The organism is Geodermatophilus sp. DSM 44513 (genome assembly GCF_032460525.1).
Lineage (GTDB): Bacteria > Actinomycetota > Actinomycetes > Mycobacteriales > Geodermatophilaceae > Geodermatophilus.
Genome location: NZ_CP135963.1, coordinates 591,230 through 616,950, shown reverse-complemented (window position 1 = coordinate 616,950; position 25,721 = coordinate 591,230). Strand labels below are relative to the sequence as shown.

Genomic DNA, 25,721 nt, shown 5'->3' with positions numbered 1-25,721 from the left:
TGGCGTGCGCGGCCACGGTACCGGCCGCCGCCGACGGTCCCGGGCACGCGGACCTAGGGTCGGGCCCGTGACCTCCACCGCCGCCTGGGACCCGGCCGGCTACCTGCGGTTCGGCGACGAGCGGGCGCGGCCGTTCACCGACCTGCTGGCCCGCGTGGGCGCGCGCGACCCGCGCAGCGTCGTGGACCTCGGCTGCGGCGAGGGCGCCCTGACCGCGTCGCTGGCGCAGCGCTGGCCCGGGGCGCAGGTGACCGGGATCGACAACTCGGCGGAGATGCTGGCCGCGGCGGCCGCCCACGCCGTCCCCGGGCGGGTGCGGTTCGCGGCCGGCGACGTGCAGGGGTGGGCGCCGGACGGGCCGGTCGACGTGCTGGTCACCAACGCCGTCCTGCACTGGGTGCCCGGGCACGACGCGCTGCTGCGCCGGTGGGCCGGGCAGCTGGCGCCCGGGGGGTGGCTGGCGCTGCAGGTCCCCGGCAACTGGCGGGCGCCGACGCACGCGCTGCTCGCCGGGCTGTGCCGCTCGCCGCGCTGGGCCGGGGCGGTGGGCGACGCGGCGCCGGCCGAGGACGCCGTGCTGGACCCGGCGGGTTACCTCGAGGTGCTCGCCGGGGCGGGGCTGGCCGTCGACGCGTGGGAGACGACGTACCTGCACGTGCTGCGCGGGGCGGACCCGGTGCTCGGCTGGGTCCGCAGCACCGTGCTGCGCCCGGTGCTGGCCCGGCTCGGGGAGGACGACGCCGCCGAGCTGACCGCCGAGTACGCCGCGGCACTGCGGGCGGCCTACCCGCCCCGGGCGGACGGGACCACGCTGCTGCCCTTCCGGCGGGTGTTCGCCGTCGGTCAGCGCGGGGTGAGCCGGTAGGCGTCCGTGCGGTACGGGAGGTCGACGACGTCCTTGCCGCAGGTGTCCGGGTGGGTGTCCAGGAGCGCCCGCACCGCGCCCAGGAACGCCCCCCGGCCGGCGTCGTCCATCGTCGCGGCGTAGCTGCGGGTGGCGATGCCGGCGACCACCTGCTCCGGGGTCACCCGCTGCACCGTGCCGGAGCGGTGGTGCCCGACCCGGGCGTCCAGTGCCCGGGCGAAGGCGTCGACCACCGCGCGGTCGGCGGTGTGGGCCCGCGCGACACCGGCCAGCACCGCCTCGAGCGCGGCCACCCAGGGCACCTGGTCGTCGCGGGTGTTCCAGACCAGCCCGACCACGCCGCCGGGGCGCAGCACCCGCCGCACCTCGGCAGCCGCCGGCTCCGGGTCGAACCAGTGCGCGGCCTGGCCGGCGACGACGGCGTCCACGCTGCCGTCGGGCAGCGGGACCGCCTCCGCCTCCCCGACGTGCGTCACCACCTGGGGGTACCGGGCGCGCAACTCGGCGAGCATCGGGCCGGCCGGGTCGACGGCGACCACCTCGTGCCCGGCAGCCAGCAGGACACCGGTGAGCAGGCCGGTGCCCGCGCCCAGGTCGAGGACGCGCCGCCGCCCGCCCAGGAGGAAGGCCACCGCGTCGGCCGGGTAGGTCGGCCGGTGTGCCGCGTACCCGGTGGCGACGGTGCCGAAGGACGCCCGCTGCTCCTGCCAGGCGTCCCGGCCGGTCCGGCTCCTCGTCACGGGGGGGGCTCAGCCCGCGGGGACCGCGTCGCTGCCCGCGGCGGACGTCTTCGCGGTGGTCGCCTTCTTCGCGGTGGCCTTCTTCGCCGTCGCCTTCTTCGCGGGGGTCTTCTTGGCGGTGGTCTTCTTCGCCGTCGCCTTCTTCCGCGTGCCCGGGTTGGCGCGCCGGTCGGCCAGCAGCTCGGCGGCCCGCTCGAGGGTGATGCTCTCCACGTCGTCGCCCTTGCGCAGGCTGGCGTTGGTCTCGCCGTCGGTCACGTAGGGGCCGAAGCGGCCCTCGCGGACGGTGACCGTGCCCTGGGTGACCGGGTCGGCGCCCAGCTCCTTGAGCGGGGCCTTGGCGGCCGCCCGGCCGCGCTGCTTCGGCTGGGCGAAGACCGCCAGCGCCTCGTCGAGGGTGATGCTGAACAGCCGGTCCTCGGACTCCAGCGACCGGGAGTCGCTGCCCTTCTTCAGGTAGGGCCCGTACCGGCCGTTGAGAGCCTGGATCTCCTCGCCGTCGGGCGCGGTGCCGACCGTGCGCGGCAGGGTCAGCAGCTGCAGCGCCTGCTCCAGGGTCACCGTCTCCGGGGACATCGAGGAGAACAGGCTCGCCGTCCGCGGGCCCTCCTTGCTGCCCTCGGGCACGACCGTGGTGACGTAGGGGCCGTAGCGACCGGCCTTGACCACGACCGGCAGGCCCGACGCCGGGTCGGTGCCGAGCTCGCGGTCACCGGAGGGCGCGGCGAGCAGCTCCGCGACCCGCTCCTGGGTCAGCTCGTCGGGCGCGAGGTCCTCCGGGAGGCTGACCCGCGGGCCGTCCTCCCCCCCGACCTGCAGGTAGGGGCCGTAGCGCCCGACGCGGACGACGACCGGCGCCCCGTCCGGCCCGGTGGCCCGCAGCGGGATGGAGTTCACCCCGCGGGCGTCGATCTCCTCCAGCTGCTGGCCGATGACCTGCTTGAGCCCGCCGGACGCGGCGATGCCGCCGGCGTGCCGGCCCTCGCCGCCGAAGTAGAACTCGGTCAGCCAGTCGACCCGGCCCAGTTCGCCGCTGGCGATCTCGTCGAGCTCGCTCTCCAGCGAGGCCGTGAAGTCGTAGTCGACCAGCGCGGCGAAGTGCTGCTCGAGCAGGTTCACCACGGCGAAGGCGGTGAAGGAGGGCACCAGCGCGGAGCCCTTCTTCCAGACGTACCCGCGGTCCTGGATGGTCTGCATGATCGACGCGTAGGTCGACGGCCGCCCGATGTTGAGGTCCTGCAGACGGGCCACCAGGCTGGGCTCGGTGTAGCGGGCCGGCGGGCTCGTGGTGTGCCCCTTGGGCTCCAGCTCGCGGGTGTCCAGCTGCTGCCCGCGCTCGACGCGGGGCAGCCGGCGCTCGGCGTCGTCGCTGCCGTGCTCGTCATCGCCGCCGGAGGAGCCCTCGTCGCGGGACTCGACGTAGGCGCGCAGGAAGCCGGGGAAGGTGATGGTGCGCCCCGAGGCGGTGAACTCCACGGCCTCGTCGGTGGCGCTGCGACCGGCCAGCCGGATGCTCACGGTCTGCCCGACGGCGTCGGCCATCTGCGAGGCGACGGTGCGCTGCCAGATCAGCTCGTAGAGGCGGAACTCGTCGCGGGCGAGCTGGCCGGAGAGCTGCCCGGGGGTGCGGAAGACGTCGCCGGCGGGACGGATCGCCTCGTGCGCCTCCTGCGCGCCCTTGACCTTCTTGCTGTAGCGACGGGCCTCGGCGGGCACGTAGGCGTCGCCGTAGAGCTCGCGGGCCTGGGTGCGGGCGGCGTTGACCGCCTCCTCGGAGAGGTTGGTCGAGTCCGTGCGCATGTAGGTGATGTGGCCGTTCTCGTACAGCCGCTGGGCCACCCGCATGACCTGCGACGAGGACCAGCCGAGCTTGCGGCCGGCCTCCATCTGCAGCGTCGAGGTGATGAACGGCGCGTACGGACGCCGCCGGTAGGGCTTCTCGTCGACCCGGCTGACCGTCACCTGCCGGCCCTCGAGCCGCGCAGCCAGCCCACGGGCGCCGGCCTCGTCGAGGTGGACGACGTCACCGGTGACCCGGCCGGTCGACGGGTCGAAGTCGCGGCCGGTGGCGACCCGGCTGTCGTCGACGCTGACCAGCCGGGCGCGCAGCGTCGTCGGCTCGCCCTCGTCGCTGCCGGTGGCGCGCCCGACGGCGAACGTGCCCTCCAGCGACCAGTAGTCGGCGGCGTGGAACGCCATGCGCTCCCGCTCCCGCTCCACGACGATGCGGGTGGCGACCGACTGCACCCGGCCGGCCGACAGCTTGGGCAGCACCTTCTTCCACAGCACGGGGCTGACCTCGTAGCCGTAGAGCCGGTCGAGGATGCGGCGGGTCTCCTGCGCGTCGACCAGTGCGGTGTCCAGCTCGCGGGGGTTGGCCACCGCGCGGGCGATGGCCTCGGGGGTGATCTCGTGGAAGACCATCCGGCGCACCGGCACCCGGGGCTTGAGCGTGTCCACCAGGTGCCAGGCGATGGCCTCGCCCTCGCGGTCCTCGTCGGTGGCCAGGTAGACCTCGCTGGCGTCCTTGACCAGCTGCCTGAGCCGGCTGACCTGCTGCTTGCGGTCCGGGCTGACCACGTACAGGGGCTCGAAGGAGTTGTCGACGTCGACGCCCAGGCGCGCCCACGACTCGCCCTTGTGCTCGGCCGGCACGTCGGCGGCGTTGCGCGGCAGGTCGCGGATGTGTCCGACGCTGGCCTCGACGACGTAGCCGTTGCCCAGGTAGCCGGCGATCTTCCCCGCCTTGGTCGGGGACTCCACGATGACCAGCGGCCGCCCCCCGCCCGTCGCGGCGGGCCGGCGGCGGGCAGGCGTGCTCGTGCCGCCGGCGGCCGCCGCGGCGGTGCCGGTGGTCGTGGTCTTCGTGGGTGCCACGGTGCTCCTGTCGGTGCTGCTCGGTGCGGGCGCCGGCGGTACGGCGCCGGGCGGCGCGGTCGCTGCGCGCCGCCCTCGGCGGGGTCACGGTAGGCCACCGACCCCGGCAGGAGCCCGGTGGCGACCCACCGTGGGCGCGCCGTCACCCGCTCCAATGGTCGACGACGGCCCCGTGTTCCCGGACGCGTTCGTGGGTTCCGGTCATCGCACCCCGGCCACCACCTCACCGACGGCGGTCAGCGTGGGACGGTCGGGATCCAGGTACTCGGAGTGCCCGGTGTCCCAGTCGACCGGTAGTTCCACTGCGCCGAAGCCGTCGACGTAGGTGGGGATCCCGTGCCAGTCGGAGAGCACGACCGGATCGGTCAACGAGGAGGCCTCGTAGACCTGATCAGCTTCCAGCTCGGCCGCGGCCGCCGGCATGCCGGGACTGCCGATCACGACGACGTTGTCGACCGGCAGGTCACCAGGCTGCTGAGCTGCCCAGTGGGTGGCGACGGTTCCGTAGCTGTGCGCGACCACGGTGGTGCGTGCTGGGGCGCCGCTCCGCGAGGCTGCGATCCCGTTCACGGTGCGGTCCAATGCCCGCCCACCCTTCTCGGCGGCGTCCGTGCGAAGTGCACCGACGTCGGCGTTGGGTGGCCGGTAGGACAGCCAGGCGAGGGCCGCGACGCTCTGGTGCGGATCCACGGAGAGCGCAGCGTCACCGATGGCGGTGACGTCCTCGACGAGGTCGTCGAGGTCACCGACCGCATCGGTGCCCACACCCGGCACCAGGAGGGCGATGGAGTCGGCGGTGTCCAGGTCGCCGACGGCGAGGGCCACCAGACCCTCGCGCACGTCCAACTCGAGCAGCTGCACCGTCTCACCTGCCGTCTCGCGGTCGTGGATCTCGTGCGCGATCGCCGTGGCGGTGTCCGCATCGGCGCCCGTCCCCCCGGCGACGGCCTGGGCGAGCAGCACGCGGTTGGCCCGGTCCCGCGCCCACGCCGGGACGCCGGCGAGTGCACCCACCGCCGCAGGGTCCCGGGCGATCGCGGCGAGCTGCTGCGCCGGCGACATCACCGACCACCACGCCGCCGTGTCCTCCGGCACCGCTCCGGTCGGCATCCTGGGCGGCTCGACCAGGTGCCGCCCCGGCAGTCCGCTCGTCCAGCCGCGCCAGCTCGTCGGCGCCAGATCGGCCACCGCGTCGAGCCGGGGGACGGTCTCGTGGGCGACAGCGGCCGCCGCCGAGGCATCGGCGGCGTGCTGCCGGGCGCGGTCCTGGAGGGCCTCGAGCTGCGCGCTCAGGGCGGCCAGGTCGAGGCCATCGGCGCCCGTGGCACCGAGCGTCACCGCCGCCTTGCCGTGCCTCAGGCGCTCCGCGACCTCGGCGGCCCGGCAGGCGACCTCCTGCGCCTCGGCGGCTGCGGAGACCGCGCGGCGGAGCCAGCCGAGCGAGTCCTCCAGCGCCCCGGCGGCCGAGTGCGCGACCGCGGACATCCGGGACAGCGAACCGGCCGCCGCGAGCCCTGTCGGACCGCTCCACACCGCGCCCGACCAGACCGTCCGGGTGACCTCGTCGAACCGGTGGTGGGCAGCGGGCAGCCGGTCCAGCACGGCGTCGAGCACTGTCACGGCGGCACGCAGCTGCCCGACGTCCCAGGTCGTCATCGCCGCGACGTCGCGGTCGATCACCGGGGACCGGCCGCCTCGGCGGCCGGCGAGCTCCCGATGTGCTGCGCGAGGGCGGCGTCCGCGGCCCGGTACTCGGCGGCCACCGTGTACAGCGCGGAGGAGAAGGTGGCGTTGCCCTGCGCCAGGCAGCCGATCACCTGCGACCACGCTCGGCCGGCCGTCGCCGTGGCGGCGGCGAGATCGCCCACGGCGGCCGACCGGAGGAGCCCGACGGCCCGGTCGCACTCGTCGGCCTCGGTGGACAGACCGGCCGCCAGCCCGAGGAGCTCCGCGGCCAACCCGTCGACGGCATCGGGTTCGACGGACATGACGGACACGAGGACCTCCCGGCGACTGACCGGGCCCACGGCGGGTCCGGTGCGCCGGGACGCTAGGGCGGCCGCACGTCACCCCGGGGCCGGCCGTCCACAGGTCCGGTCGTCGTCCACAGACCGGTGCCGGACCTCCCGCGCGACCGGCGCGAGCCCCAGGGTCGGGCGCGTGTGGTCAGGGGACGCTGGTGGTCAGCGACGAGGAGCTGTCGGCCGATGCGCCACCGACGACGACCGAGCGGCGCTTGGAGACCACGACGGCGGCCACGATCACCAGCACCGCGCCGAGCGCGATGGCGATGCGCAGGCCCGTCTGGGCGTCCTCGCCGACCGACAGCGCGACGACGGCGGGGGCGATGATCAGCGCGACCAGGTTCATCACCTTGATCAGCGGGTTGATCGCCGGCCCGGCGGTGTCCTTGAACGGGTCGCCGACGGTGTCGCCGATGACGGTCGCGGCGTGCGCCTCGCTGCCCTTGCCGCCGTAGGCGCCGTCCTCGACCATCTTCTTCGCGTTGTCCCAGGCACCACCGGAGTTGGCCAGGAAGACCGCCATCAGCGTCCCGGCCGCGATGGCGCCGACGAGGTAGGCCGCCAACGGGCCGATGCCCAGACCGAAGCCCACCGCGACCGGGGCGAGGACGGCCAGCAGGCCGGGGGTCGCCAGCTCGCGCAGCGAGTCCTTGGTGCAGATGTCGACCACGGCGCTGTAGTCGGGCCGCTCGGTGCGGTCCATGATCCCCGGCCGGGTGCGGAACTGCTCCCGCACCTCGAAGACCACCCGGCCGGCCGCCCGGGACACGGCGCTGATGGCCAGACCGGAGAAGAAGAAGACCACTGCGGCGCCGAGCACCGCGCCGACGACGTTGTTCGGGTTGACCAGGCTGAAGGAGTCCCCCAGGGTCTCGCCGGCCTCCTCGAGCGCCACCCCGACCTGGGCGTTGTAGGACCCGAAGAGCGCGGTGGCGGCCAGCACCGCGGTGGCGATCGCGATGCCCTTGGTGATGGCCTTGGTGGTGTTGCCGACGGCGTCGAGGTCGGTGAGCACCCGGGCGCCCTCCTCGTCGATGTCGCCGGACATCTCGGCGATGCCCTGCGCGTTGTCGCTCACCGGGCCGAAGGTGTCCATCGCGACGATGACGCCGGCCGTGGTGAGCAGGCCGCACCCGGCGAGCGCGACGGCGTAGAGGGCGGCGCCACCGCCGACCAGGAAGGCGCCGTAGACGGCGCCGCCGATCAGCAGCGCCGCGTACACGGCGGACTCCAGCCCGAGGGAGATGCCGGAGAGGATGACGGTGGCCGGGCCGGTCAGCGAGCTGCGGCCGATGTCCTTCACCGGCTTGCGGCTGGTCTCGGTGAAGTAGCCGGTGAGCTGCTGGATGGTCGCGGCCAGGACGACGCCGACGAGGACGGACACGAAGCCGAGCACCTGCGGGCTGACCGACAGGTCGGCCACGTCGGAGACGCCGGGCAGGTAGAGGAAGGACGCCGCGGCGACGAGGACCAGGGAGACCACGGCGGAGGCGAAGAAACCGCGGTTGATCGGGACCATCCCGGTGGCGTCGTTCGTCCCCGGCCTGCTCGCGAGCACCCCGACGACCGAGGCGATCACGCCGATGGCCGCGACCAGCAGGGGGAACACCATGCCCACGTTGCCGAAGAAGACCTGACCGAGGATGAGCGCGGCGACCAGGGTCACCGCGTAGGACTCGAAGAGGTCCGCGGCCATGCCGGCGCAGTCCCCGACGTTGTCGCCCACGTTGTCGGCGATGGTGGCGGCGTTGCGCGGGTCGTCCTCGGGGATGCCGGCCTCCACCTTGCCGACCAGGTCCGCGCCGACGTCGGCGGCCTTGGTGAAGATGCCGCCGCCGACGCGCATGAACATCGCCAGCAGGGCGCCGCCGAAGCCGAACCCCTCGAGGACGATCGGGGCGGTGTCCCGGAACAGCAGCAGCGCCAGAGCCGACCCGAACAGGCCCAGCCCGATGGTGATCATCCCGACCACGCCCCCGGTGCGGTAGGCGATGCGGAAGGCGGGCTGGTAGCCACCGCTGCGGGCCGCCTCGGCGACCCGGACGTTGCCGCGGGTCGCCAGCGTCATGCCGATGAAGCCGACCGCCGCCGAGAACACGGCCCCGACCAGGAAGAACAGCGCGCGGCCGAGGCGGGTCCCCAATCCGCCGTCGGCCACCGGGAGGAGCAGCAGGAGCAGGAAGACGACGACGGCGAAGACGCCGAGGGTGCGGAACTGTCTGCGCAGGAACGCCGCGGCACCCTCCTGCACCGCCACGGCGATCTCGCGCATGGTCGCCGTCCCCTGCTCCGCCGCCAGGACGGCGCGGACGAGGTAGGCGGCGAAGGCGAGGGCGGCGAGGGAGATGGCGAGCACGACCGTCACCAGGACGACGTCCCCGCCGGAGAGCGCACTGTCCGGCATGTGTTTCCTCCAGCAGTCAGCGGCCGCCGAGGCCCACCCGCTCCGGTCGGCGGAGGTGTGCGTCCAGCGCGCACGGGACCGTGTGGCTGGTGCCGCCGGAGTGTAAGCGGAATCACACCCTGTGCCGCTAGCCCCGCGGCTCGTCGAGTTGCCGTCGTCCCCCCAGCGGCGTGGCCCACGGGCAGCGGCAGGTCGCCCGGAGGTGTGACAGTGAGGAGGTGACCTCGCTCCACGTGGTCCGGTCGGCTCCCCCTCCCGGCCGGGACCCTCTTCCCCAGGGTGGGTCGCCCTCCCCCGCCGGTGCCCCGCTGCCCGGGGCGGACCTGCTGGCCGCCGTCCTGTCCGGCACTCCGGAGGAGGAGCAGCCGGTCACCCACGTGCACCGGCTGCCGGTGCGGGACGGCCGGACCCTGCCCTGGCCGGCCTGGGTGGGCCCGGAGCTGCGCGCCCGGCTGGAGGCCCAGGGCGTCCGCGTGCCCTGGCGGCACCAGGTGCAGGCCGCACAGCTGGCCCGGGACGGCGCACACGTCGTCGTCGCCACCGGGACGGCGTCGGGCAAGTCGCTGGCCTACCAGGTGCCGGCGCTCACCCGGCTGGCCGAGGACCCCCGTGCCTGCGTGCTCTACCTCGCGCCGACCAAGGCGCTGGCGCGCGACCAGCTGGGGTCGGTGGCCGCGCTGGCCGACCCGTCGGTGCGGCCGGCCGCCTACGACGGCGACACGCCCATGGAGGAGCGGGAGTGGGTCCGGCGGCACTCGCGCTGGATCGTCACCAACCCCGACATGCTGCACCGTGGGGTGCTGCCGGCCCACCAGCGGTGGTCCAGCACGCTGCGCCGGCTGGCCTACGTGGTGGTCGACGAGTGCCACGCCTACCGCGGGGTCTTCGGCTCCCACGTCGGCCACGTGCTGCGCCGGCTGCGGCGGATCTGCCGCCGCTACGGCGCGGAGCCGGTGTTCCTGCTCGCGTCGGCCACGGTGGCCGAGCCGGCTGCGGCGGCGACCCGCCTGGTCGGCGCGCCGGTCGTGGCGGTGACCGAGGACGGCTCGCCGCGGCCCGGGGCGACGTTCGCGCTGTGGGAGCCCCCGCTGACCGAGCGCACCGGGGAGCACGGCGCCCCCCTGCGCCGCTCGGCGGCGGCCGACGCCGCCACGCTGCTGGCCGACCTGGTCGAGCGCGGGGCCCGCACGCTGGCGTTCGTGCGCTCGCGACGCAGCGCGGAGTCGGTGGCCGAGCAGGCCCGCTCCGTCCTGCGGGACCGCGGCCGCGGCGACCTGGCCCGCCGGGTGGACTCCTACCGCGGCGGCTACCTGCCCGAGGAGCGCCGCGAGCTGGAACGGGCGCTGTCGTCGGGCGACCTGTTCGGCGTGGCCACGACCAACGCCCTGGAGCTCGGCATCGACATCGCCGGCCTGGACGCCGTCGTGCTGGCCGGCTACCCCGGCACGCTGGCCTCGCTGTGGCAGCAGGCCGGCCGCGCGGGCCGAGCGCAGCGGGAGTCACTGGTCGTCTTCGTCGCCCGCGACGACCCGCTGGACCACTACCTGGCCCACCACCCGCGCGCGGTCTTCGGCCGCCCGGTGGAGGCCACGGTCACCGACCCGACCAATCCCTACGTGCTCGGCCCGCAGCTGTGCTGCGCCGCCGCGGAGCTCCCCCTGGTCCCGGAGGACCTGGCCGACTTCGGCGGCCCGGCGGCGCAGGCCCGGGTGGCGGAGCTGGTGGCCGAGGGGGTGCTGCGCCGCCGTCCCACCGGCTGGTACTGGGCCGGGCGGGGGCGCCCGGACGTCGACATCCGCGGCAGCGGGCTGGCGCCGGTTACGATCATCGAGGGCGACACCGGGCGGCTGCTCGGCACGGTGGACGGCGACGCCGCGCACGCCACGGTGCACACCGGCGCGGTCTACGTGCACCGCGGTGAGTCCTACGTGGTGGACGAGCTGTGCGTCGACGACGCCGTCGCGGTGGTGCACGCGGAGAGCCCGGAGTGGACGACGGTGGCCCGGGACGTCACCGACCTCGCGATCGCCGCCACCGACCGCTCGCGCTCCCTCGGCACGGTCACCGCGCACACCGGGGTGGTCGACGTGACCAACCAGGTGGTCGCCTACCAGCGCCGCCGGCTGGGCAGCGGTGAGGTGCTCGCCGAGTTCCCGCTGGACCTGCCGGCCCGCCAGCTGCGCACCCGCGCGGTGTGGCTGACCCTCGACGAGCGGGCCGTCGGGCGGGCCGAGGTGGGCGACGCGGAGCTGCCCGGGTCGCTGCACGCCGCCGAGCACGCCGCCATCGGCATCCTCCCGCTGCTGGCCACCTGCGACCGGTGGGACCTCGGCGGGGTGTCCACCGCCCTGCACCCCGACACCGGCGCGGCCACCATCGTGGTCTACGACGGGCACCCGGGGGGCGCCGGGTTCGCCGAGCGCGGCTTCGCGGTGCTGCGGAGCTGGCTGCAGGCGACCCGGGCGACGGTGGCCAGCTGCGAGTGCGACAGCGGCTGCCCGTCCTGCGTGCAGTCGCCCAAGTGCGGCAACGGCAATGAGCCGCTGGACAAGGCCGGCGCGGTGCGGGTGCTCGACGTCGTCCTCGACGAGCTGGCCGCCGCCGAGGAGGCGGGCCCGCCCGCGGCGGACGACGGTCCGGTCACCGGCGGGCCGGGCGACGGTCCGGCGCCCGCTCCGGACGGCACCGGCTCCTGCGGCGGCGACGCCGACGACCTGGTCTTCTAGGCCGCCGAGAGGACCGGGCCGGCCCGGGCGCGGGCGCCGGCGGCGGGCACGCCCAGCGGGCCGAGCCGGACGGGCACCTCGACGGCGACCTCGACGACCGCGCCGCCACCGAGGGTGCAGGCGGTCAGCCGGGCGCCGTTGGCGGCGGCCACCTCACCGGCCGTGGTGCACGCCCCGGGGTCGCCGCGGACGGCGCGCTCGGCCGCGGCGAGGGCCGCCAGGTCGGCCGCGGCGGCCGCCCGGTGCCGCCCGACCACCGCCGTCCCGACGAGCACCGCCGCCACCCCGATCGCGGCGAGGACGCCGGACAGCGCCACCACCCACACCGTGGCCGACCCCCGCTCCCCGGCGAGGCGGCCCGGCCGGGTCACCCGGCCCCCTCGGCGGCCCCGGGCTCCCGCCAGGTGACCGCGGAGGCCGCCACCGGGACCCGCAGCGGCACCGGGCCGAGCGGCGCCACGTCGGCGACGACCGTGACGGTGACCGTGGTCGCGTCCCCGGCCACGGTGGTCCGGGCGCCGGCCGGGGCGGCCCGGCCGGTCAGGGCGGTCACCAGCGCGGTGTCCTCGCCCCGGGCGGCGGCCCGGGCCCCCTCGCGAGCGGCGTCGACACAGCGCAGTTGCGCGCCGACGACGGTGACGGCGGCCACCGCGCCGGCCAGGACGAGCAGCAGCACCGGCAGCACGACCGCCGTCTCGGCGGTCACCATGCCGGCCTCACCGGACCCCCGGCCGGCGCGGCGCCGCCGGGCCATCAGGACAGGGTGGCCAGCGCGTCGGCGACGAGGGCGCTGAGCCCCTCGACCACCGAGCCCCCGGTGACCACCCGGTAGAGGACGGCGGCGAACGCGCAAGCCGCCACGGTGCCGACGGCGTACTCGGCGGTGCTCATCCCCGCCTCGCCGGCGGCCCGGAGCCGGGCCCAGCGGGCCCGCAGCCGCCCCGGGACCCCCTCGTCGGCCGGTGTGGCCTGGTCGTCGGGCAGCTGCCCGCCGTCGGGGCGGGTGGTGCAGGGTCTGGTCACGGGACCTCCTCGGTGTCGGGCCCGCGTCCCGGGCCGGTGCCCCGACCCTCGTGCGGCAGCGGGGCCGGGCACAGCCGCCGGCGCGATCTGTGGACGCCGCCCCGGGCTGTGGACGCCGGGCGGCTCAGCCGAAGACGTCGGCGGCGATCCCCAGGACCAGCGGCACGACGCCCAGGCACAGGAAGGCCGGCAGGAAGCAGGCGCCCAGCGGTGCGAGCACCCAGACGCCGGCCCGGCGGACGGCGGCGTCGGCGCGGCTGCGCTGGCCGGCGCGCGCGTCGGCGGCCAGCGACCGCAGCGCGGGGACGACGGCCGACCCCGACTCACCACCGCGCACCAGGGCCCGGCCGAGCACGGCCAGCCCGGCCGGGGCGTCCGCCCACGCCCGCCGGGGTGCGGCACCCAGCCGGTACAGCCCGGCGACCGTGGCCAGCTCCGGGCCGATCCGGCCGGGCAGCGCGGCGGCGACCGCGGCGAGCGCGCCGCCCACCGGCAGGCCGGCCTCCAGGCAGACCGCGAGCAGGTCGCAGGCGACCGGCAGGTCCTCCTCCGGCGGCGGGCCGGCACCGGCGTCCACCCGGCTGCCACGGCGCAGCAGCCGCTCCCCGCCGACCACCGCCAGCCCGGCCACGACCACGCCGGTCCCCCCGCCGACCAGCAGTCCGGCGGCCAGGCCGGCCGCTCCGGCGAGCACCCACCGCCGGCGTGCACCGCCGACCCCGGCCGTCGTCGCGGGGCGGGGGCCGTCCCGGTCGGCCAGCCAGCGGGCCCGGACGGCGGCCGGCGACCGCGCCGGCCAGCAGAGCAGCGCGGCCGCCAGCAGCAGCGCCACCGCAGGGGCGGTCACCGCACGGCCCGGCGGACCAGCCGTGCCGACCACGCCAGCCCGGCGACCTCCAACCCGACGCCCGCGACGAGCAGCACCTGACCGGTCGCCGTGGTGGTCAGCACCCGCCACGGGTCGGCACCGACGCCTCCCCCCATGAGCAGCCCCAGGACGGGCAGCGCGGCGAGCAGCGCGGCGCTGGCCTGCGCCCCGGCGGTCGCCGAGTGCAGTTCCAGCCGCTGGCGGGACCGGGCACGCAGGTCGTCCTCCACGGCGCCGACGACCGCGGCCAGCGAACAGCCGGTGCGGGTGCTCAGCCGCGCGGCCGCGGCCACCCTGGCCAGGGCCCGCCCGAGCTCGCCGGCCTCCCGCGCCGGGCCGGCGTCGTCCTCCGGCGCCCGCACCGCCCGCGCCAGCGCCCGGCCGCTGTCGCCGTCCGCGCAGGCGGCGACGGCGGCGCGGGTGGCCTCGTCCAGCGAGCGGCCGCTGCGCAGCTCCGCGCCGAGGGCGGACAGCGCCTCGACCAGGGCGGCCAGGCCCGCCTCCTGCCGCGCGCCGGCCCGGCGGCGCAGCACGGCGCGGGCGGCCAGGGCCGCACAGCCCCCGGCGAGGACGGCGACCAACGGCGTGCTGACCAGCCCACCGAGCGCGGTGGCCGCCGCGGCCGCCAGCACCGGCAGCGGGACGGCGGCCCGCAGGCGGGCACCGGCGTCCGCCCACGGGGTCACCGCGCGGCGCTCCCGCCACAGCGCCGCCGGCCCCGGCCACGCGAGCAGGGCGGCGGCGAGCAGCAGCAGCCCCCCGCTCACCGGTGCCCCGTCGACACCAGCCCAGCCAGCCGCGCGGCCGCCGGGCAGGGACCGCCGTCGGCGCGCCAGCCGGCCTCCACGACGACGACGTCGCCGCCCCGGCGCACCACACCCACCTCCTCGACCCGCCGTCCCGACGGCGTCCGGCGCAGGTGGACCACCACCGCCAGGGCCGCGGCCGCCTGGCTGTGCACCGCGAGCCGGTCCAGGCCCGCGGCCACGCCGAGCGCCTCCAGCCGCGCCGGGACCTCCGCCGGCCGGTTGGCGTGCAGCGTGCCGCAGCCCCCGTCGTGGCCCGTGTTCAACGCGGCGAGCAGGTCGGTCACCTCCGGGCCGCGCACCTCGCCGACCGCGAGCCGGTCCGGGCGCATCCGCAGCGCCTGGCGGACCAGGTCGCGCAACCGCACCTCACCGACGCCCTCCACGTTGGCCGGCCGGGTGAGCAGCCGGACGACGTGCGGGTGCGCCGGGACCAGCTCCGGGGCGTCCTCGCAGAGGACCAGCCGCTCGCCGGGGGGCACCAGCCCGAGCAGGGCGGACAGCAGCGTGGTCTTGCCCGAGCCGGTGCCGCCGGTGACCAGGAAGGCCAGCCGGGCGGCGACCAGGGCCCGCAGCAGCTCGTCGGACCCACCCGGCAGGGCGCCACGCGCGGCCAGGTCGGCGAAGGAGAGCGAGGCCCGCCGCAGCACCCGCAGGGACAGGCAGGTCCCGCCGCCGGACACCGGTGGCAGCACGGCGTGCAGCCGGGTGCCGTCGGGCAGGCCGGCGTCCACCCACGGCGCGGCGTCGTCCAGCCGCCGGCCGGCCGCGGCGGCGAGGCGCACGGCCAGGCGGCGCACCGCGTCCTCGTCCGGGAAGCGCACCGGCGTGCGCTCCAACCCCGTCCCACGGTCGACCCACACCTGGTCGGGCCCGTTGACCAGCACGTCGCTGACTCCCGGCTCGCGCAGCAGGGCCTCCAGCGGCCCGGCGCCGGCCAGCTCGTCGACGGCGTCGCGGACCGCCCGCAGGACGTCGTCGTCACTGAGCAGGCCCCCGGACTCCTCCCGCACCAGGGCGGCGACGACGGCCCGCGTCGGGACGCCGGGCTCCAGCACCAGCCGGGCACGGACCCGGTCGACCAGCGCCCCGGTCACGCCGCCACCCCCTCGGCCCGGTCGAGCTCGGCGAGCAGCCGCCGGGCCACCGCGCCCAGCGGCGAGCGGACGCCGACCTGGGGCGGGCGGCCCTGCTCGCCGCGCGCCACGGCGGTGCGGTCGTGGCCGAGCTCGGCGAGCACCGGCCGGCCGACCACATCGGCGACGTCCTCGGCCGACAGCCCGCCGGGCACCCGGCGCACCACCAGCCGCGCCGGGGACCACGGCGCCGGGCCGCCGTCGGGGCGGGGTTCGAGGAGCAGGCGGGCGGCCGACGCCGCGCGCAGCCGGGCCGGGACGACCAGCACCGGGAGGTCGGCCTCGGCGAGCACCGCGCCGGCCACCTGCGGCGTCGCCGTCCGGGGCAGGTCGACCACCACCGGCCAGCCGCCCGCGCGGACCGCCTCCACCACCGCGGTCAGCGCCTCCACCGGGACCTCCGCGGCGGTGGCCCGCGAGGCGGCGAGCACCGACACCCCGTCGACCTGCGGCAGCGCGGCCACCAGCGCGTCGCCGGCGACCCGGCCGCGCAGCCCGGCGAGATCGGGCCAGCGCAGCCCCTCGTCCCGCTCGGCACCGAGCAGCAGGTCCAGCCCGCCGCCCCAGCCGTCGGTGTCGACCAGCAGGACGCCGTCCCCACCCCGTGCGGCGGCCAGCGCCAACGCCGCCGCCAGGGTGCTCACCCCCGCGCCGCCACAGCTGCCGCCCACCACGGCCAGCCGGCCCCGGTCGACCGGACGGCGCAGCGCCGACGCCACCCGGGAGACCAGCCAGCCCTCGTCGGCGGGCAGCACCGCCACCCGCTCGGCCCCGCGCTCCACCGCAGCCGCCCACACCGGCGCGGGTGGCTCCCCCGGCGCGACGACCACCACGCCGGGGCGGCGGGGCAGGGCCTGGACCGCCGCGGTGGCCAGGAGGTCGGCGCCGAGCAGGACCAGCGGCGCCTCGCGGTGGGCGCGGCGCAGCGCCGGGCCGCCGGTGGCGACCTCGGGTTCGGCACCGGCCGCGGCGAGCAGCCGGAGGAGGTCGTCGAGCAGGTCCTCGTCGGCACTGGCCACGAGCGGGCGGGCGGACGGCGGGTGGTGTGCGGACACGCCCGCCAGCCCAGCGCGGGAGGCCCGCGTGCCGCGAGGGGCGGCCGGGATCTGTGGACGACCCAAACGGGTGTGGACGGCGCCGTGACACCCGTCACCGTCACCTGGCAGACCTACAGTCGTGAACCGTGACCCGCGCAGCGGCGTTCTTCGACCTGGACAAGACGGTCATCGCGAAGTCCAGCGCCCTGGCCTTCGGCCGCCCGTTCTTCCACGGCGGGCTGATCAACCGGCGTGCGGTGCTCACCGGCGCCTACGCGCAGTTCGTGTTCTCCCTGGCCGGTGCCGACGCCCAGCAGATGGAACGCCTCCGGGCACAGCTCACCCGGATGTGCACCGGCTGGGACGTCGCCACGGTGCACGACATCGTGCGCGAGACGCTGCACGACATCGTGGAACCGATGGTGTACGCCGAGGCGGCCGACCTCATCGAGGAACACCGGGCGGCCGGCCGGGAGATCGTCATCGTGTCCAGCAGCGGCGCGGAGATGGTCGAGCCGATCGGCGAGATGCTCGGCGTCGACCGCGTCGTGGCCACCCGCATGGTGACCGTCGACGGCCGCTACACCGGGGAGATCGCCTTCTACGCCTACGGGGAGAACAAGGCCGCCGCGGTGCGCGAGGTGGCCGCGGAGAACGGCTACGACCTGGCCGACTGCCACGCCTACAGCGACTCGGTCACCGACCTGCCGATGCTCGAGGCGGTGGGGCACCCCACCGCCGTCAACCCCGACCGGGCGCTGCGCCGGGTCGCGGCCGAGCTCGGCTGGCCGGTGCTGCACTTCACCTGGCCGGTGGCGCTGGGCTCGCGCTTCCCGACCCCGTCCGCGCCGGTGGTCACCGGCGCGGCCGTCAGCGTGGGCGCCGCCGTCGCGGGCCTGGCCTGGTACGCCCGCCGGCGCGCCCTGCGGGTGGTCACCGCGGTCCCGCCGGCACCGGTCGCCGCACCCGGGCGTCGGCGTCGCCGCGGCGCCTGAGGGCACCACGCCGCACGGGGTGGGCGGCCCGTCCCTCACAGTCGCAGGAGGGCCTGGGCGGTGAGACCGGCACCGATCACCACGACCAGCCCGGCGGTGAGCAGCGGCAGCGCGCGGGCGGCGGCCAGCGCGCCACCAGTGCGCCGGCCGGCGCGGCTGCGCACCGTGGACCAGCGCTCGACCCAGTCGCGGGCCCGCACCAGCGCCAGCCCGGTGCCGACCAGGGCCAGCGCCATCCCGACCCCGTAGGCCACGACGAGCAGCACGCCGAACCACGCCCGGCCCAGCGCGATGCCGCCCAGGAGGACGACCAGCGCCGACGGGCTGGGCACCAGACCCCCGGCGAAGCCCATGGCCAGCAGCCCGCCGTTCCCCCCGCGCGGGGCGGGGACGGCGGCCGGCCCGCCCGGTGCGGCCTGCGCCGTCCGCGTGGCGCCGCGGACGGCGGCGGCGACCCCGCCGCGGTGGGCGTGCGCGCCCGGGCCCCCGTGCGGGTGGCCGTGCCCGTGCGGGTGGCCGTGCCCGTGCGGGTGGCCGTGCCCGTGCGGGTGGCCGTGCCCGTGCGGGTGGCCGTGCCCGTGCGGGTGGCCGTGCCCGTGCGGGTGGCCGTGCCCGTGCGGGTGCGGGTGGTCGTGGCCGTGTCGCCGCTGCCAGGCCGCGCGCAGCAACCCCAGGCCGATCCCGACCAGCAGCAGGCCGCTGGCCAGGCTCAGCCACGGGTACACCGCCTGGGGAGCCGTCAGCACGGCGACCGAGAGCAGCACGCCGAGCACCAGCACGCCGGCGGTGTGCGTCAGCGTGACCGAGACCCCGATCACCGCCGCCTGGCGCCACGAGCCCTCCCGGCCCACCAGGTAGGCCCCCATCAGCGTCTTGCCGTGACCGGGCGCGAAGGCGTGCAGCGACCCGAGCAGGACGGCGAGGGCGACGGCGACCACGCCGGAGCCGATGCCCAGCCGGGTGGCGGAGAGCAGGTCGGTGAAGGCCGCCGTCAGGGGGTCCAGTCCCTGGGGCGGGCCGGCCGCGGGGTCGTCGACACCGGTTCCCGCCCCGGTGACCACGCCGCTGCCGGCCACGACCCGCAGCGTGGCCCCGCGCTGGTCCAGCGGCTGGTCGAGCTCCTCCTCCGGGTAGGCGCGCAGCACGTCGGTGGGGCTGCGCTCCGGGACGTCGCTGGCCGCCAGCCGCACCCCGTCGCCGACGGCGGTGACCTCACGCCAGCCGATGGGCTGCACCGCCATCCGGTCGGTCACCACCAGCTCCCGGCCCACCGTGTCCAGGTCCCCGGTGCTGCGCAGGCCGCACTCCAGCCGGGCGGTGGCCAGGCCGCCGTTGCCGGGGAGGAACTCCAGCGAGGAGCCGACGGAGGCCATCGGCACCGCGGCCCCGTCCAGCCGGGCCTCCACGGCACCGCGCAGCGCGGGGCACAGCCGGTCCTGGTAGGCCCGCCGGTCGGCCTCGGGCACGTCCTCGCCCGGGGTCCCCGACGCCGCGTCGGGGAAGGCCCGCAGGGTCGGCACCTCCGCGACGTCCACGACGACGTCCAACGCCACCGCCGCCGGCTCTACCCGGATGCCGACGTGGGTGTTCACCGTGAAGTCGCCCAGCGGGTGCGCCGAGGCGGGCGGCACGGCGAGGACCGGTCCGAGCAGGAGGGCCAGGGCGAGCACCCCGCCCAGCCGGTGGGTGACCCGCGCAGGGGACGACCGTCGCCACATCGGCCCATCCCAGCCTGAGGGGGCCGTCGGGCGGTCGACCGCGCCGCCAACAACCGGTTACCGGCAGCCGTCCATCCCGCACCGGCGACACCGGCCCCCGGGCGTGCGCGTGCCTACGCCGGATGCTCGCCCGCCGTACACCCGCCGGTCCCCGTCGGCGCGGAAGCCTGACCGCGCCCGGGACCGGCTCCGGCACCGGGCTGTCCCCTCTCCCTGGAGGTCCATGGTGTTGCCACGACAAGAACGACGGCCCGGACGGCGCAGGCGTGCGCTGCAGGCCGGCAGCCTCACGGTGGTGGGTGCGACGCTGCTGGTCGGGTCGATGAACGGCGCCACGGCGGAGGAGGGTCCGGACGCGGAGGCGACCGGCTCCTACGTCGGGCAGGTCGAGGTCGTGCGCGACGCGGCGGGCGGGGCCGGCAGCGACGCGGACACCATCGAGGGCACCGTCTTCGAGGACGCCGACCGCGACAGCCGGCAGGACCGGCGGGAGGACGGCGTCGCAGGCGTCTCGGTCTCCAACGGGCGTGAGGTCGTCGTGACCGACGAGGACGGCGCCTACGCGCTGCCGGTGTACGACGGGATGACCGTGTTCGTCACCAAGCCGGCCGGCTGGGAGGTCCCCCTCGACGAGCAGAACTTCCCGCAGTTCTCCTACCACCACCTGCCGGAGGGCTCACCGCCGCTGCGCTTCGACGGGCTGCCGCCCACCGGGCCCCTGCCCCAGGCGATCAACTTCCCGATGGTCCAGACCGGCGGCTCGACCGGTGAGGAGCCGGTCGACTGCGCCGTCATCGGCGACACCCAGACCTACAGCAACCAGGAGCTCGGCTTCCTGCGCGACGGCGTCGTCAACGACCTGGAGCGGCGCGACGACCTGGCCGAGTGCGGCGCCTTCATCGTGGGCGACGTCGCCGGGGACGACCTCGGCCTCTACCCCCGGATCAAGGAGGTCATGAGCCTGGCCGACGTGCCGGTGCGCGCGGTGCCCGGCAACCACGACATCGACTTCGACGCCACCGACGACGCGCACTCCTTCGACACCTACAAGCGGGAGATCGGCCCGGCGTACTACTCCTACGACGTCGGCAACGCGCACTTCGTCGGCCTGGACAACGTCCGCTACCCGTGCACGAGCGAGGACAACACCGACGGCGACCACGAGTTCTGCACCGACCCGGCCAACCACCCCACCTACACCGGGGTGATCGGCGAGGAGCAGCTGACCTGGCTGGCCAACGACCTCGAGCACGTGTCGAAGGACAAGCTCGTCGTCATCGGCACGCACATCCCCCTGGTCTCCTTCCTCGACCAGGACTTCGTCAAGCACCAGACCGACGACGTGCAGCGGCTCTACGAGCTGCTCGAGGGCCGCGAGGCGGTGTCGGTCTCCGGGCACACCCAGGTCGTGGAGAACCTCACCCCCGGGGACAGCTACGCCGGGTGGCAGGAGTACCTCGGCGTGGACACCGTGCCGTTCCGCCACCTCACCGTCGGGGCCGCGTCCGGGTCCTGGTACACCGGCAACCTGAGCACGGCCGGGAGCGACAGCGGCATCATCCCCGAGACGCTGCAGCGCGAGGGCGGCCCTGCGGGCTACGTGAACCTCGAGCTCGGCACCGAGACCGCCGGGGACAGCTACCGGGTGACCTACCGGGCGACCGGGCGCTCGGAGGAGGAGCAGATGACCCTGTCGGTCAACTCGCCGTTCTTCCGCGAGTGGTACGACACGCTGGCCACCTGGTCCGAGGCGCAGGAGGAGCTGGAGGAGCCCGACCCGCGCGCCGTGCCGCCGGTCAACCTCAACGACCTCGGCGATCCCAACCTGCTGACCAGGCAGGACCTGGCGGGCGGCAGCCACCTGACCGCCAACGTCTGGAACGGGGAGACGGCCACCGAGGTGACCGTGCAGGTCGACGACCGCGCGCCGGTCGCCGCCACCCGCACCCAGCAGGCCGACGGCGAGGGCATCCTCGAGGGAGCGGAGTTCGGCGACCCCTACGCCCTGATGTGGCAGATGCAGGTTACGCGCAACTCCCTGGAGAGCACCTCGGGCAACGAGCGCGCCCAGGGCTGGGAGGCCTTCCGCGGCGACGACTTCGGCCCCGGCCCGACCCAGCCGCTGGACTCCGGGCTGTGGGCCGACCAGTCCAGCCACCTGTGGCAGCTCCCACTGCCGGCGGGCCTGGGGACCGGCGGGCACACCGCGACGGTCAGGGTGGTCGACCCGGCCGGCCGGGAGTTCGTGGAGACGCTGAACTTCGAGGTGGTCGACGAGCGTCCCCAGCCGTTCTTCCGCACCGAGCTGTTCCCCGCGGAGGACTGACCCAGACGGCGTCCCCGGCCGGGCACCCGCCCGGCCGGGGGCGTCGCCGTCCACACCCCGGCGGGTCTCAGCCGCGCCCCGCGCCGACCCGTTCCTGCACCCGCTCCACCAGCGTGCGCACCGCGGACACCGGCCGGAAGGTCCGGGCGGCCGCGGTGAGCGCCGCCTGCTCGTCCGGGCGCAGGTCGACGTCCGCGGCGGCGGCGTTGGCCTCGACCTGCGCCACGCTGGAGGCCCCGGGGATGGCCACCACCCGGGGCAGGGACACCAGCCAGGCCAGCGCGATCTGGGCTGGGGTGACGGCGTGGGCCTCGGCGACCTCGCGCAGGACGTCGAGCAGTGGCTGGGCCCGGCGCAGGTTCTCCGTGCCGAACAGCGGGTTGAGCGCGCGGACGCCGCCGGGCCGGTGGTCGACGCCGTAGCGCCCGCCGAGCAGCCCCTGGGCCAGCGGGCTGTAGGCCATCACCATCCGGCCCTCCCGCTCGGCGAAGGGCACGAGGTCGTCGAGGGCCGACGGCGCCGCCAGGGAGAACTGCACCTGGTTGCTCACCACGGGCCGGCCGAGGGCCTCGTCGGCCGCCTGCCACCGGGCCAGGGAGTAGTTGGAGACGCCCACGGCACCGATGCGGCCCGCGTCGAGCGACTGCCGCAGGCCGGGCATGGTCACCGAGTCGGGCACCAGCGGGTTGGGCCAGTGCACCTGGTAGAGCGGCACGCGGTCCAGGCCGAGGCGGCGGGCGCTGCCGGCCAGCCGGCTGGAGACCACCACCGGGAACGGAGCGACCGGGAAGACCTTGCTGGCCACGACGACGTCGGCGCGCTCGTCGCCCAGCGCCGCGCCGAGGATCCGCTCGCTGCGACCGTTGCCGTAGACCTCGGCGGTGTCGAACAGGGTGATCCCCAGCTCCCGCGCCTGCCGGACGATCGCCGCCGCCTCGCGCGCGGCGTAGGCGTCGCCGTAACCCCACTCGCGCGACCCGAACTGCCAGGTGCCCAGGCCGATCCGGCTGACCGGGCCGAGCCCGTCGACGTCGAGGAACCGCACGCCCCCAGTGTGCCCGCGGCTCAGCCCCGGAGCAGCGCCTCGGCGACGGCCAGGCCCTCCAGCGCCCCGTGCTCGGTGGCGAGGGCGCAGTGCACCAGCCAGCCGGCCACGCCGTCGGGCTGCCCGGAGCGGTAGCCGGCCAGCGCGCGGGCGTACTCCTCCCGGCCGAGCTCGGCGAAGCCGACCTCGGGCACCGACACGGCCTTGGGGTCCAGCCCGCGGGTGATGCCGGTGAGCCTCGCCGCCGCGCGGGCGACGACGCCGTCCGCGGTGCCGAAGGGCGCCACGGCGGCCAGCTCGCCGTGCACCAGCGCGGCCAGGACGACGGCGGGCACGGTGGTGTCCCCGGTGACGAGCGGGAACAGCGCACCCAGGCGGGGGCCGGCGTGGGCCCCGGGCCGGCCGAGGGCGGCGCGGTCGGTCAGGTCGGCCGCGGCCAGCACGTGCAGCCGGGCCAGGACCTGCCCCGGCGCCCGCGACCAGGTGTCCTGCATGGAGCCGAGCGCGGCCGACGTCCGCAGGGCGCCCTGCACGACGGGGTCCTCGACCCGACCGGCCCGCAGCTCCGCCAGCGGGACGTCGACCCCCTCGAGAGCGGCCGACGCCCGCGCGCCGCGCAACGCGGACTCGGTGCTGACCTCCGCCGAGCGGTTGCGCATCAGCCGGTGCCGCAGCAGCCGGTCGATGCCGGCGCGGGCGCCCTCCGCCGCGTCCCGCACGCCGGGCAGGTCCAGCAGCGGGGCCAGCGGGTCGTCCGCGACCGGGCGGGACACCGGCCGGCCGGCGCCGGGACGTGCGGGGATCGTCACGCTCCCGACGGTACGAGGCGGCCTCCCGGCGACCGGCGACACGCCGTCCGGTGCGCTGGTTAGGCTGCCTGGCACCATGCCCCGGCCCCTGACCCTGCTGCTCGTGCGCCACGGGCAGAGCGAGTGGAACGCCGCGGGCCTCATGCAGGGCCAGACGGCGCACGTGCCGCTGACCGACCTCGGCCACGCGCAGGCCGCCGACGTCGCACGGGAGCTGGCCGCCCTGCGGCCCGGCGCGCTGGTCTCCAGCGACCTGCGCCGCGCGGTGCAGACCGCCGAGCACTGCGCGCGGGCCACCGGCCTGCCGGTCACCACGACACCGGCCCTGCGCGAGCAGGGCTACGGCGTGCTGGAGGGCCGGCCGTCCCGGGAGCTGTGGGACGTCGTCGACTGGACCGACCCGCACTGGGCCGCCCAGGGTGGTGAGAGCCTGGCCGAGCTGCACTCCCGGGTGGCCGCCTACCTGGAGCAGCTGTCCGCCGAGCCCCCGGCCGACGTGGTCGCCCTGGTCACCCACGGCGACACGATCCGCGCCGCGCAGGCGGTCGCGGCCGGGCTCGGGCCGGACGCCATGCCGGTGGTGACCCCGCACAACGGCACGGTGACGGCGCTCGAGCTGGTCCTGTGAGTGCCGCGAAGGTGACGGGCGAGCGAGCATCGCCGCGTGCTGGGGGCACCTCCCGCTTGCGGGGGACGGCGACCGAGGAGCGGAACGAGTCCGGAGACGAGCCATGAGCAGGGTGCTGGTGCTCGGCGGGTCGCGGTCGGGCAAGTCCGCGCACGCGGAGGCACTGGTGGCCGGCGCCGGCGAGGTCACCTACCTGGCCACCTCTGCCCCGATCCCGGAGGACGCCGAGTGGGCGCAGCGGGTGGCCGCCCACCGGGCCCGCCGTCCCGCGGGCTGGGCGACGGTGGAGACGACCGCGCCCGGCGACCTGCTGCGCCCCGGCACCCTGCTGGTCGACAGCGTCACCACCTGGGTGGCCGCGCTGATGGACCAGGCCGGCGTCTGGACCGACGAGCCCGGGGCCCGCGACCGGCTGGCCCGCCGGTGCGACGACCTCGTCGAGGCGTGGACGACGACGCCCGCGCACGTGGTGGCGGTGTCGGACGAGGTGGGGCTGGGCGTGGTCCCGGAGACCCGCTCCGGGCGGCTGTTCCGCGACACCCTCGGGTCGGTCAACCAGCGGCTGGCGTCCGGCGCCGACGAGGTGTGGTTCGTGGTGGCCGGGCTGCCCCTGCGGCTCCGGTGAGCCGACGCGTGGGTGAGCATCGCAGCGAGCGCCAGCGAGCGAGGAGCGGAGCGAGTGCGGAGGCTCACCAGAGGGCCTGGCGATGAGGTGGACCGGCCCGCTGGAGTCCGCCGCGCTGCTCACCGTCCTGCGCGTCCCGGCGGGGGCGGCGGCGTCCACCCGCGGCGTGCTGCCGTGGGCGCCGCTGGTCGGACTGGTGCTCGGGGCGCTCGCGGCCGGCGTCGCCGCGGCTGGGGCGCAGCTCGTCTCGCCGCTGACCGGGGCGGTCCTGGCGGTCGCGCTCCTGGCCGGCCTGACCCGCGGCCTGCACCTGGACGGCCTGGCCGACACCGCCGACGGGCTCGGCCCGCTGCGCGGGCGCGACCGGGCGCTGCAGGTGATGCGGCAGGGCGACGTCGGCCCGTTCGGCGTGGTCACGCTGCTGCTGACCGTGCTCCTGCAGGTCGCCGCCGCCGCGGCACTGCTGGAGACCGACCGGGGCTGGACGGCGGTGTGGGCGGCGCCGCTGGTGGCTCGGGTGGCCATGGCGCGGACCGGGCTGTCCGGCGTCCCGGTGGCCGAGGGGTCGGCACTGGGCCGGTCGGTGGCCGGCACGGTGTCCACCCGCTGGCTGGCCGGCTGGGTGTTCGTCTCCGCCGCGCTGCTCACCGTCGCCCACCCCGCCCTGGTGGCCGGTGCCGCGGCGGGTCTGGGCGCGGCCGAGTTGCTCATGCGCCGGGCCCGCACCCGCCTGGGCGGGGTCACCGGCGACGTCATGGGTGCCCTGGGCGAGACGGCGGCGACGGTCACCCTGCTGGTGGCCGCCGCCGTCATCCGCTAGCGACGGCGCAGCAGCCCGCCGATCAGCCCTCCGAGGCCGGAGGCGGCGGGGGTCGCCGGCCGTCCGCGGCCCATCCGGCCGGAGGTGGCGCGGCCGTAGCCGCGGCCGGTGGACATGCCGCCGCGGGGTGCCATCCCGCGGCCCCGCCCGCCGCGGGCCGCCGTGCGCGCAGTGTTCTCTGCCGTGCCCATCAGTCGTCCGAGGATGCTCATGACGGTGACGTACCCCACCGCGGCGGGGAGATGCACG

The 25,721-nt window shown here is 76.8% G+C and carries 23 protein-coding genes; 7 read left to right on the top strand and 16 right to left on the bottom strand.

All coding sequences use genetic code 11. The features are described from left to right. The first annotated feature begins 67 nt into the window (after positions 1 to 67). Positions 68 to 865, top strand: a complete 798-nt coding sequence (locus RTG05_RS02860) for a trans-aconitate 2-methyltransferase (RefSeq protein WP_166527383.1) — start codon at positions 68 to 70, stop codon at positions 863 to 865. On the opposite strand, the gene RTG05_RS02855 is transcribed toward RTG05_RS02860, so the two are convergent. From RTG05_RS02855 to RTG05_RS02835, 5 genes are all read right to left on the bottom strand, one after another. Then, entirely contained in the window at positions 844 to 1,605 is a 762-nt protein-coding gene (locus RTG05_RS02855; protein WP_166527382.1) for a class I SAM-dependent methyltransferase, read from the bottom strand. The two genes, RTG05_RS02860 and RTG05_RS02855, sit on opposite strands and share 22 nt — an antisense overlap. A gap of 9 nt (positions 1,606 to 1,614) precedes the next feature. After that, positions 1,615 to 4,482 carry a type I DNA topoisomerase gene (gene topA, locus RTG05_RS02850; RefSeq protein ID WP_166527381.1) on the bottom strand — a complete coding sequence of 956 codons (2,868 nt, stop codon included), beginning with the start codon at positions 4,480 to 4,482 and terminating at the stop codon, positions 1,615 to 1,617. A gap of 201 nt (positions 4,483 to 4,683) precedes the next feature. Then, positions 4,684 to 6,162, bottom strand: a complete 1,479-nt coding sequence (locus RTG05_RS02845; RefSeq protein WP_166527380.1) for an alpha/beta hydrolase — start codon at positions 6,160 to 6,162, stop codon at positions 4,684 to 4,686. Next, a complete protein-coding gene (locus tag RTG05_RS02840) occupies positions 6,159 to 6,470 on the bottom strand; it encodes a hypothetical protein (RefSeq protein WP_166527379.1) in 312 nt (103 codons plus the stop codon). The genes RTG05_RS02845 and RTG05_RS02840 overlap by 4 nt, the downstream gene beginning before the upstream one ends. Before the next feature lie 178 nt (positions 6,471 to 6,648). Beyond that, on the bottom strand, positions 6,649 to 8,910 hold the full coding sequence (locus tag RTG05_RS02835) for a sodium-translocating pyrophosphatase (protein WP_166527378.1): 2,262 nt from the start codon (positions 8,908 to 8,910) through the stop codon (positions 6,649 to 6,651). A 218-nt stretch (positions 8,911 to 9,128) separates the two neighbouring features. Between RTG05_RS02835 and RTG05_RS02830 the strand changes: the two genes are divergently transcribed. Beyond that, positions 9,129 to 11,636, top strand: a complete 2,508-nt coding sequence (locus tag RTG05_RS02830; RefSeq protein ID WP_315912263.1) for a DEAD/DEAH box helicase — start codon at positions 9,129 to 9,131, stop codon at positions 11,634 to 11,636. On the opposite strand, the gene RTG05_RS02825 is transcribed toward RTG05_RS02830, so the two are convergent. From RTG05_RS02825 to ssd, 7 genes are all read right to left on the bottom strand, one after another. Then, on the bottom strand, positions 11,633 to 12,007 hold the full coding sequence (locus RTG05_RS02825; RefSeq protein ID WP_315912262.1) for an Rv3654c family TadE-like protein: 375 nt from the start codon (positions 12,005 to 12,007) through the stop codon (positions 11,633 to 11,635). The genes RTG05_RS02830 and RTG05_RS02825 overlap by 4 nt on opposite strands. Then, entirely contained in the window at positions 12,004 to 12,390 is a 387-nt protein-coding gene (locus RTG05_RS02820) for a TadE family type IV pilus minor pilin (protein ID WP_315912261.1), read from the bottom strand. Before RTG05_RS02820 ends, RTG05_RS02825 begins: the two co-directional genes overlap by 4 nt. Continuing rightward, positions 12,390 to 12,659, bottom strand: a complete 270-nt coding sequence (locus RTG05_RS02815; protein ID WP_166527377.1) for a DUF4244 domain-containing protein — start codon at positions 12,657 to 12,659, stop codon at positions 12,390 to 12,392. Before RTG05_RS02815 ends, RTG05_RS02820 begins: the two co-directional genes overlap by 1 nt. 124 nt (positions 12,660 to 12,783) lie before the next feature. Beyond that, positions 12,784 to 13,506 carry a type II secretion system F family protein gene (locus RTG05_RS02810; RefSeq protein WP_166527376.1) on the bottom strand — a complete coding sequence of 241 codons (723 nt, stop codon included), beginning with the start codon at positions 13,504 to 13,506 and terminating at the stop codon, positions 12,784 to 12,786. Then, positions 13,503 to 14,294 (bottom strand): pilus assembly protein TadB, encoded by a 792-nt coding sequence (locus tag RTG05_RS02805; RefSeq protein ID WP_166527375.1) that lies wholly within the window; start codon positions 14,292 to 14,294, stop codon positions 13,503 to 13,505. Before RTG05_RS02805 ends, RTG05_RS02810 begins: the two co-directional genes overlap by 4 nt. Continuing rightward, entirely contained in the window at positions 14,291 to 15,430 is a 1,140-nt protein-coding gene (locus tag RTG05_RS02800) for a TadA family conjugal transfer-associated ATPase (RefSeq protein ID WP_166527374.1), read from the bottom strand. The genes RTG05_RS02805 and RTG05_RS02800 overlap by 4 nt, the downstream gene beginning before the upstream one ends. Next, a complete protein-coding gene (ssd, locus tag RTG05_RS02795; protein WP_166527373.1) occupies positions 15,427 to 16,524 on the bottom strand; it encodes a septum site-determining protein Ssd in 1,098 nt (365 codons plus the stop codon). The genes RTG05_RS02800 and ssd overlap by 4 nt, the downstream gene beginning before the upstream one ends. A gap of 128 nt (positions 16,525 to 16,652) precedes the next feature. Here ssd and RTG05_RS02790 point away from each other — a divergent pair, with 128 nt between their 5' ends. After that, the gene (locus RTG05_RS02790; protein ID WP_166527372.1) at positions 16,653 to 17,501 is read left to right on the top strand and encodes an HAD family hydrolase; all 849 of its coding nucleotides are present in this window, start codon (positions 16,653 to 16,655) and stop codon (positions 17,499 to 17,501) included. Positions 17,502 to 17,536: 35 nt separating this feature from the next. Here the strand turns inward: RTG05_RS02790 and RTG05_RS02785 are convergent, their stop codons facing one another. Further along, the gene (locus RTG05_RS02785) at positions 17,537 to 19,219 is read right to left on the bottom strand and encodes a hypothetical protein (protein ID WP_315912260.1); all 1,683 of its coding nucleotides are present in this window, start codon (positions 19,217 to 19,219) and stop codon (positions 17,537 to 17,539) included. A gap of 295 nt (positions 19,220 to 19,514) precedes the next feature. Here RTG05_RS02785 and RTG05_RS02780 point away from each other — a divergent pair, with 295 nt between their 5' ends. Next, entirely contained in the window at positions 19,515 to 21,545 is a 2,031-nt protein-coding gene (locus RTG05_RS02780; RefSeq protein ID WP_208104759.1) for a calcineurin-like phosphoesterase C-terminal domain-containing protein, read from the top strand. Between the two features lie 67 nt (positions 21,546 to 21,612). On the opposite strand, the gene RTG05_RS02775 is transcribed toward RTG05_RS02780, so the two are convergent. After that, positions 21,613 to 22,590 (bottom strand): aldo/keto reductase, encoded by a 978-nt coding sequence (locus tag RTG05_RS02775; RefSeq protein ID WP_166527369.1) that lies wholly within the window; start codon positions 22,588 to 22,590, stop codon positions 21,613 to 21,615. 20 nt (positions 22,591 to 22,610) lie between these two features. Further along, a complete protein-coding gene (locus RTG05_RS02770) occupies positions 22,611 to 23,399 on the bottom strand; it encodes a Fic family protein (protein WP_166527368.1) in 789 nt (262 codons plus the stop codon). Between the two features lie 76 nt (positions 23,400 to 23,475). Here RTG05_RS02770 and RTG05_RS02765 point away from each other — a divergent pair, with 76 nt between their 5' ends. The 3 genes from RTG05_RS02765 (at position 23,476) to RTG05_RS02755 (ending at position 25,472) form a co-directional block, all read left to right on the top strand. After that, positions 23,476 to 24,027 carry a histidine phosphatase family protein gene (locus tag RTG05_RS02765; protein ID WP_166527367.1) on the top strand — a complete coding sequence of 184 codons (552 nt, stop codon included), beginning with the start codon at positions 23,476 to 23,478 and terminating at the stop codon, positions 24,025 to 24,027. A gap of 103 nt (positions 24,028 to 24,130) precedes the next feature. Beyond that, on the top strand, positions 24,131 to 24,652 hold the full coding sequence (gene cobU / locus RTG05_RS02760; RefSeq protein ID WP_166527366.1) for a bifunctional adenosylcobinamide kinase/adenosylcobinamide-phosphate guanylyltransferase: 522 nt from the start codon (positions 24,131 to 24,133) through the stop codon (positions 24,650 to 24,652). A gap of 82 nt (positions 24,653 to 24,734) precedes the next feature. Continuing rightward, positions 24,735 to 25,472: an adenosylcobinamide-GDP ribazoletransferase gene (locus RTG05_RS02755; RefSeq protein WP_166527365.1), complete on the top strand. Its 738-nt coding sequence runs from the start codon at positions 24,735 to 24,737 to the stop codon at positions 25,470 to 25,472. Here RTG05_RS02755 and RTG05_RS02750 read toward each other — a convergent pair. After that, the gene (locus RTG05_RS02750; RefSeq protein WP_315912259.1) at positions 25,469 to 25,720 is read right to left on the bottom strand and encodes a hypothetical protein; all 252 of its coding nucleotides are present in this window, start codon (positions 25,718 to 25,720) and stop codon (positions 25,469 to 25,471) included. The genes RTG05_RS02755 and RTG05_RS02750 overlap by 4 nt on opposite strands. Position 25,721: the final 1 nt, after the last annotated feature.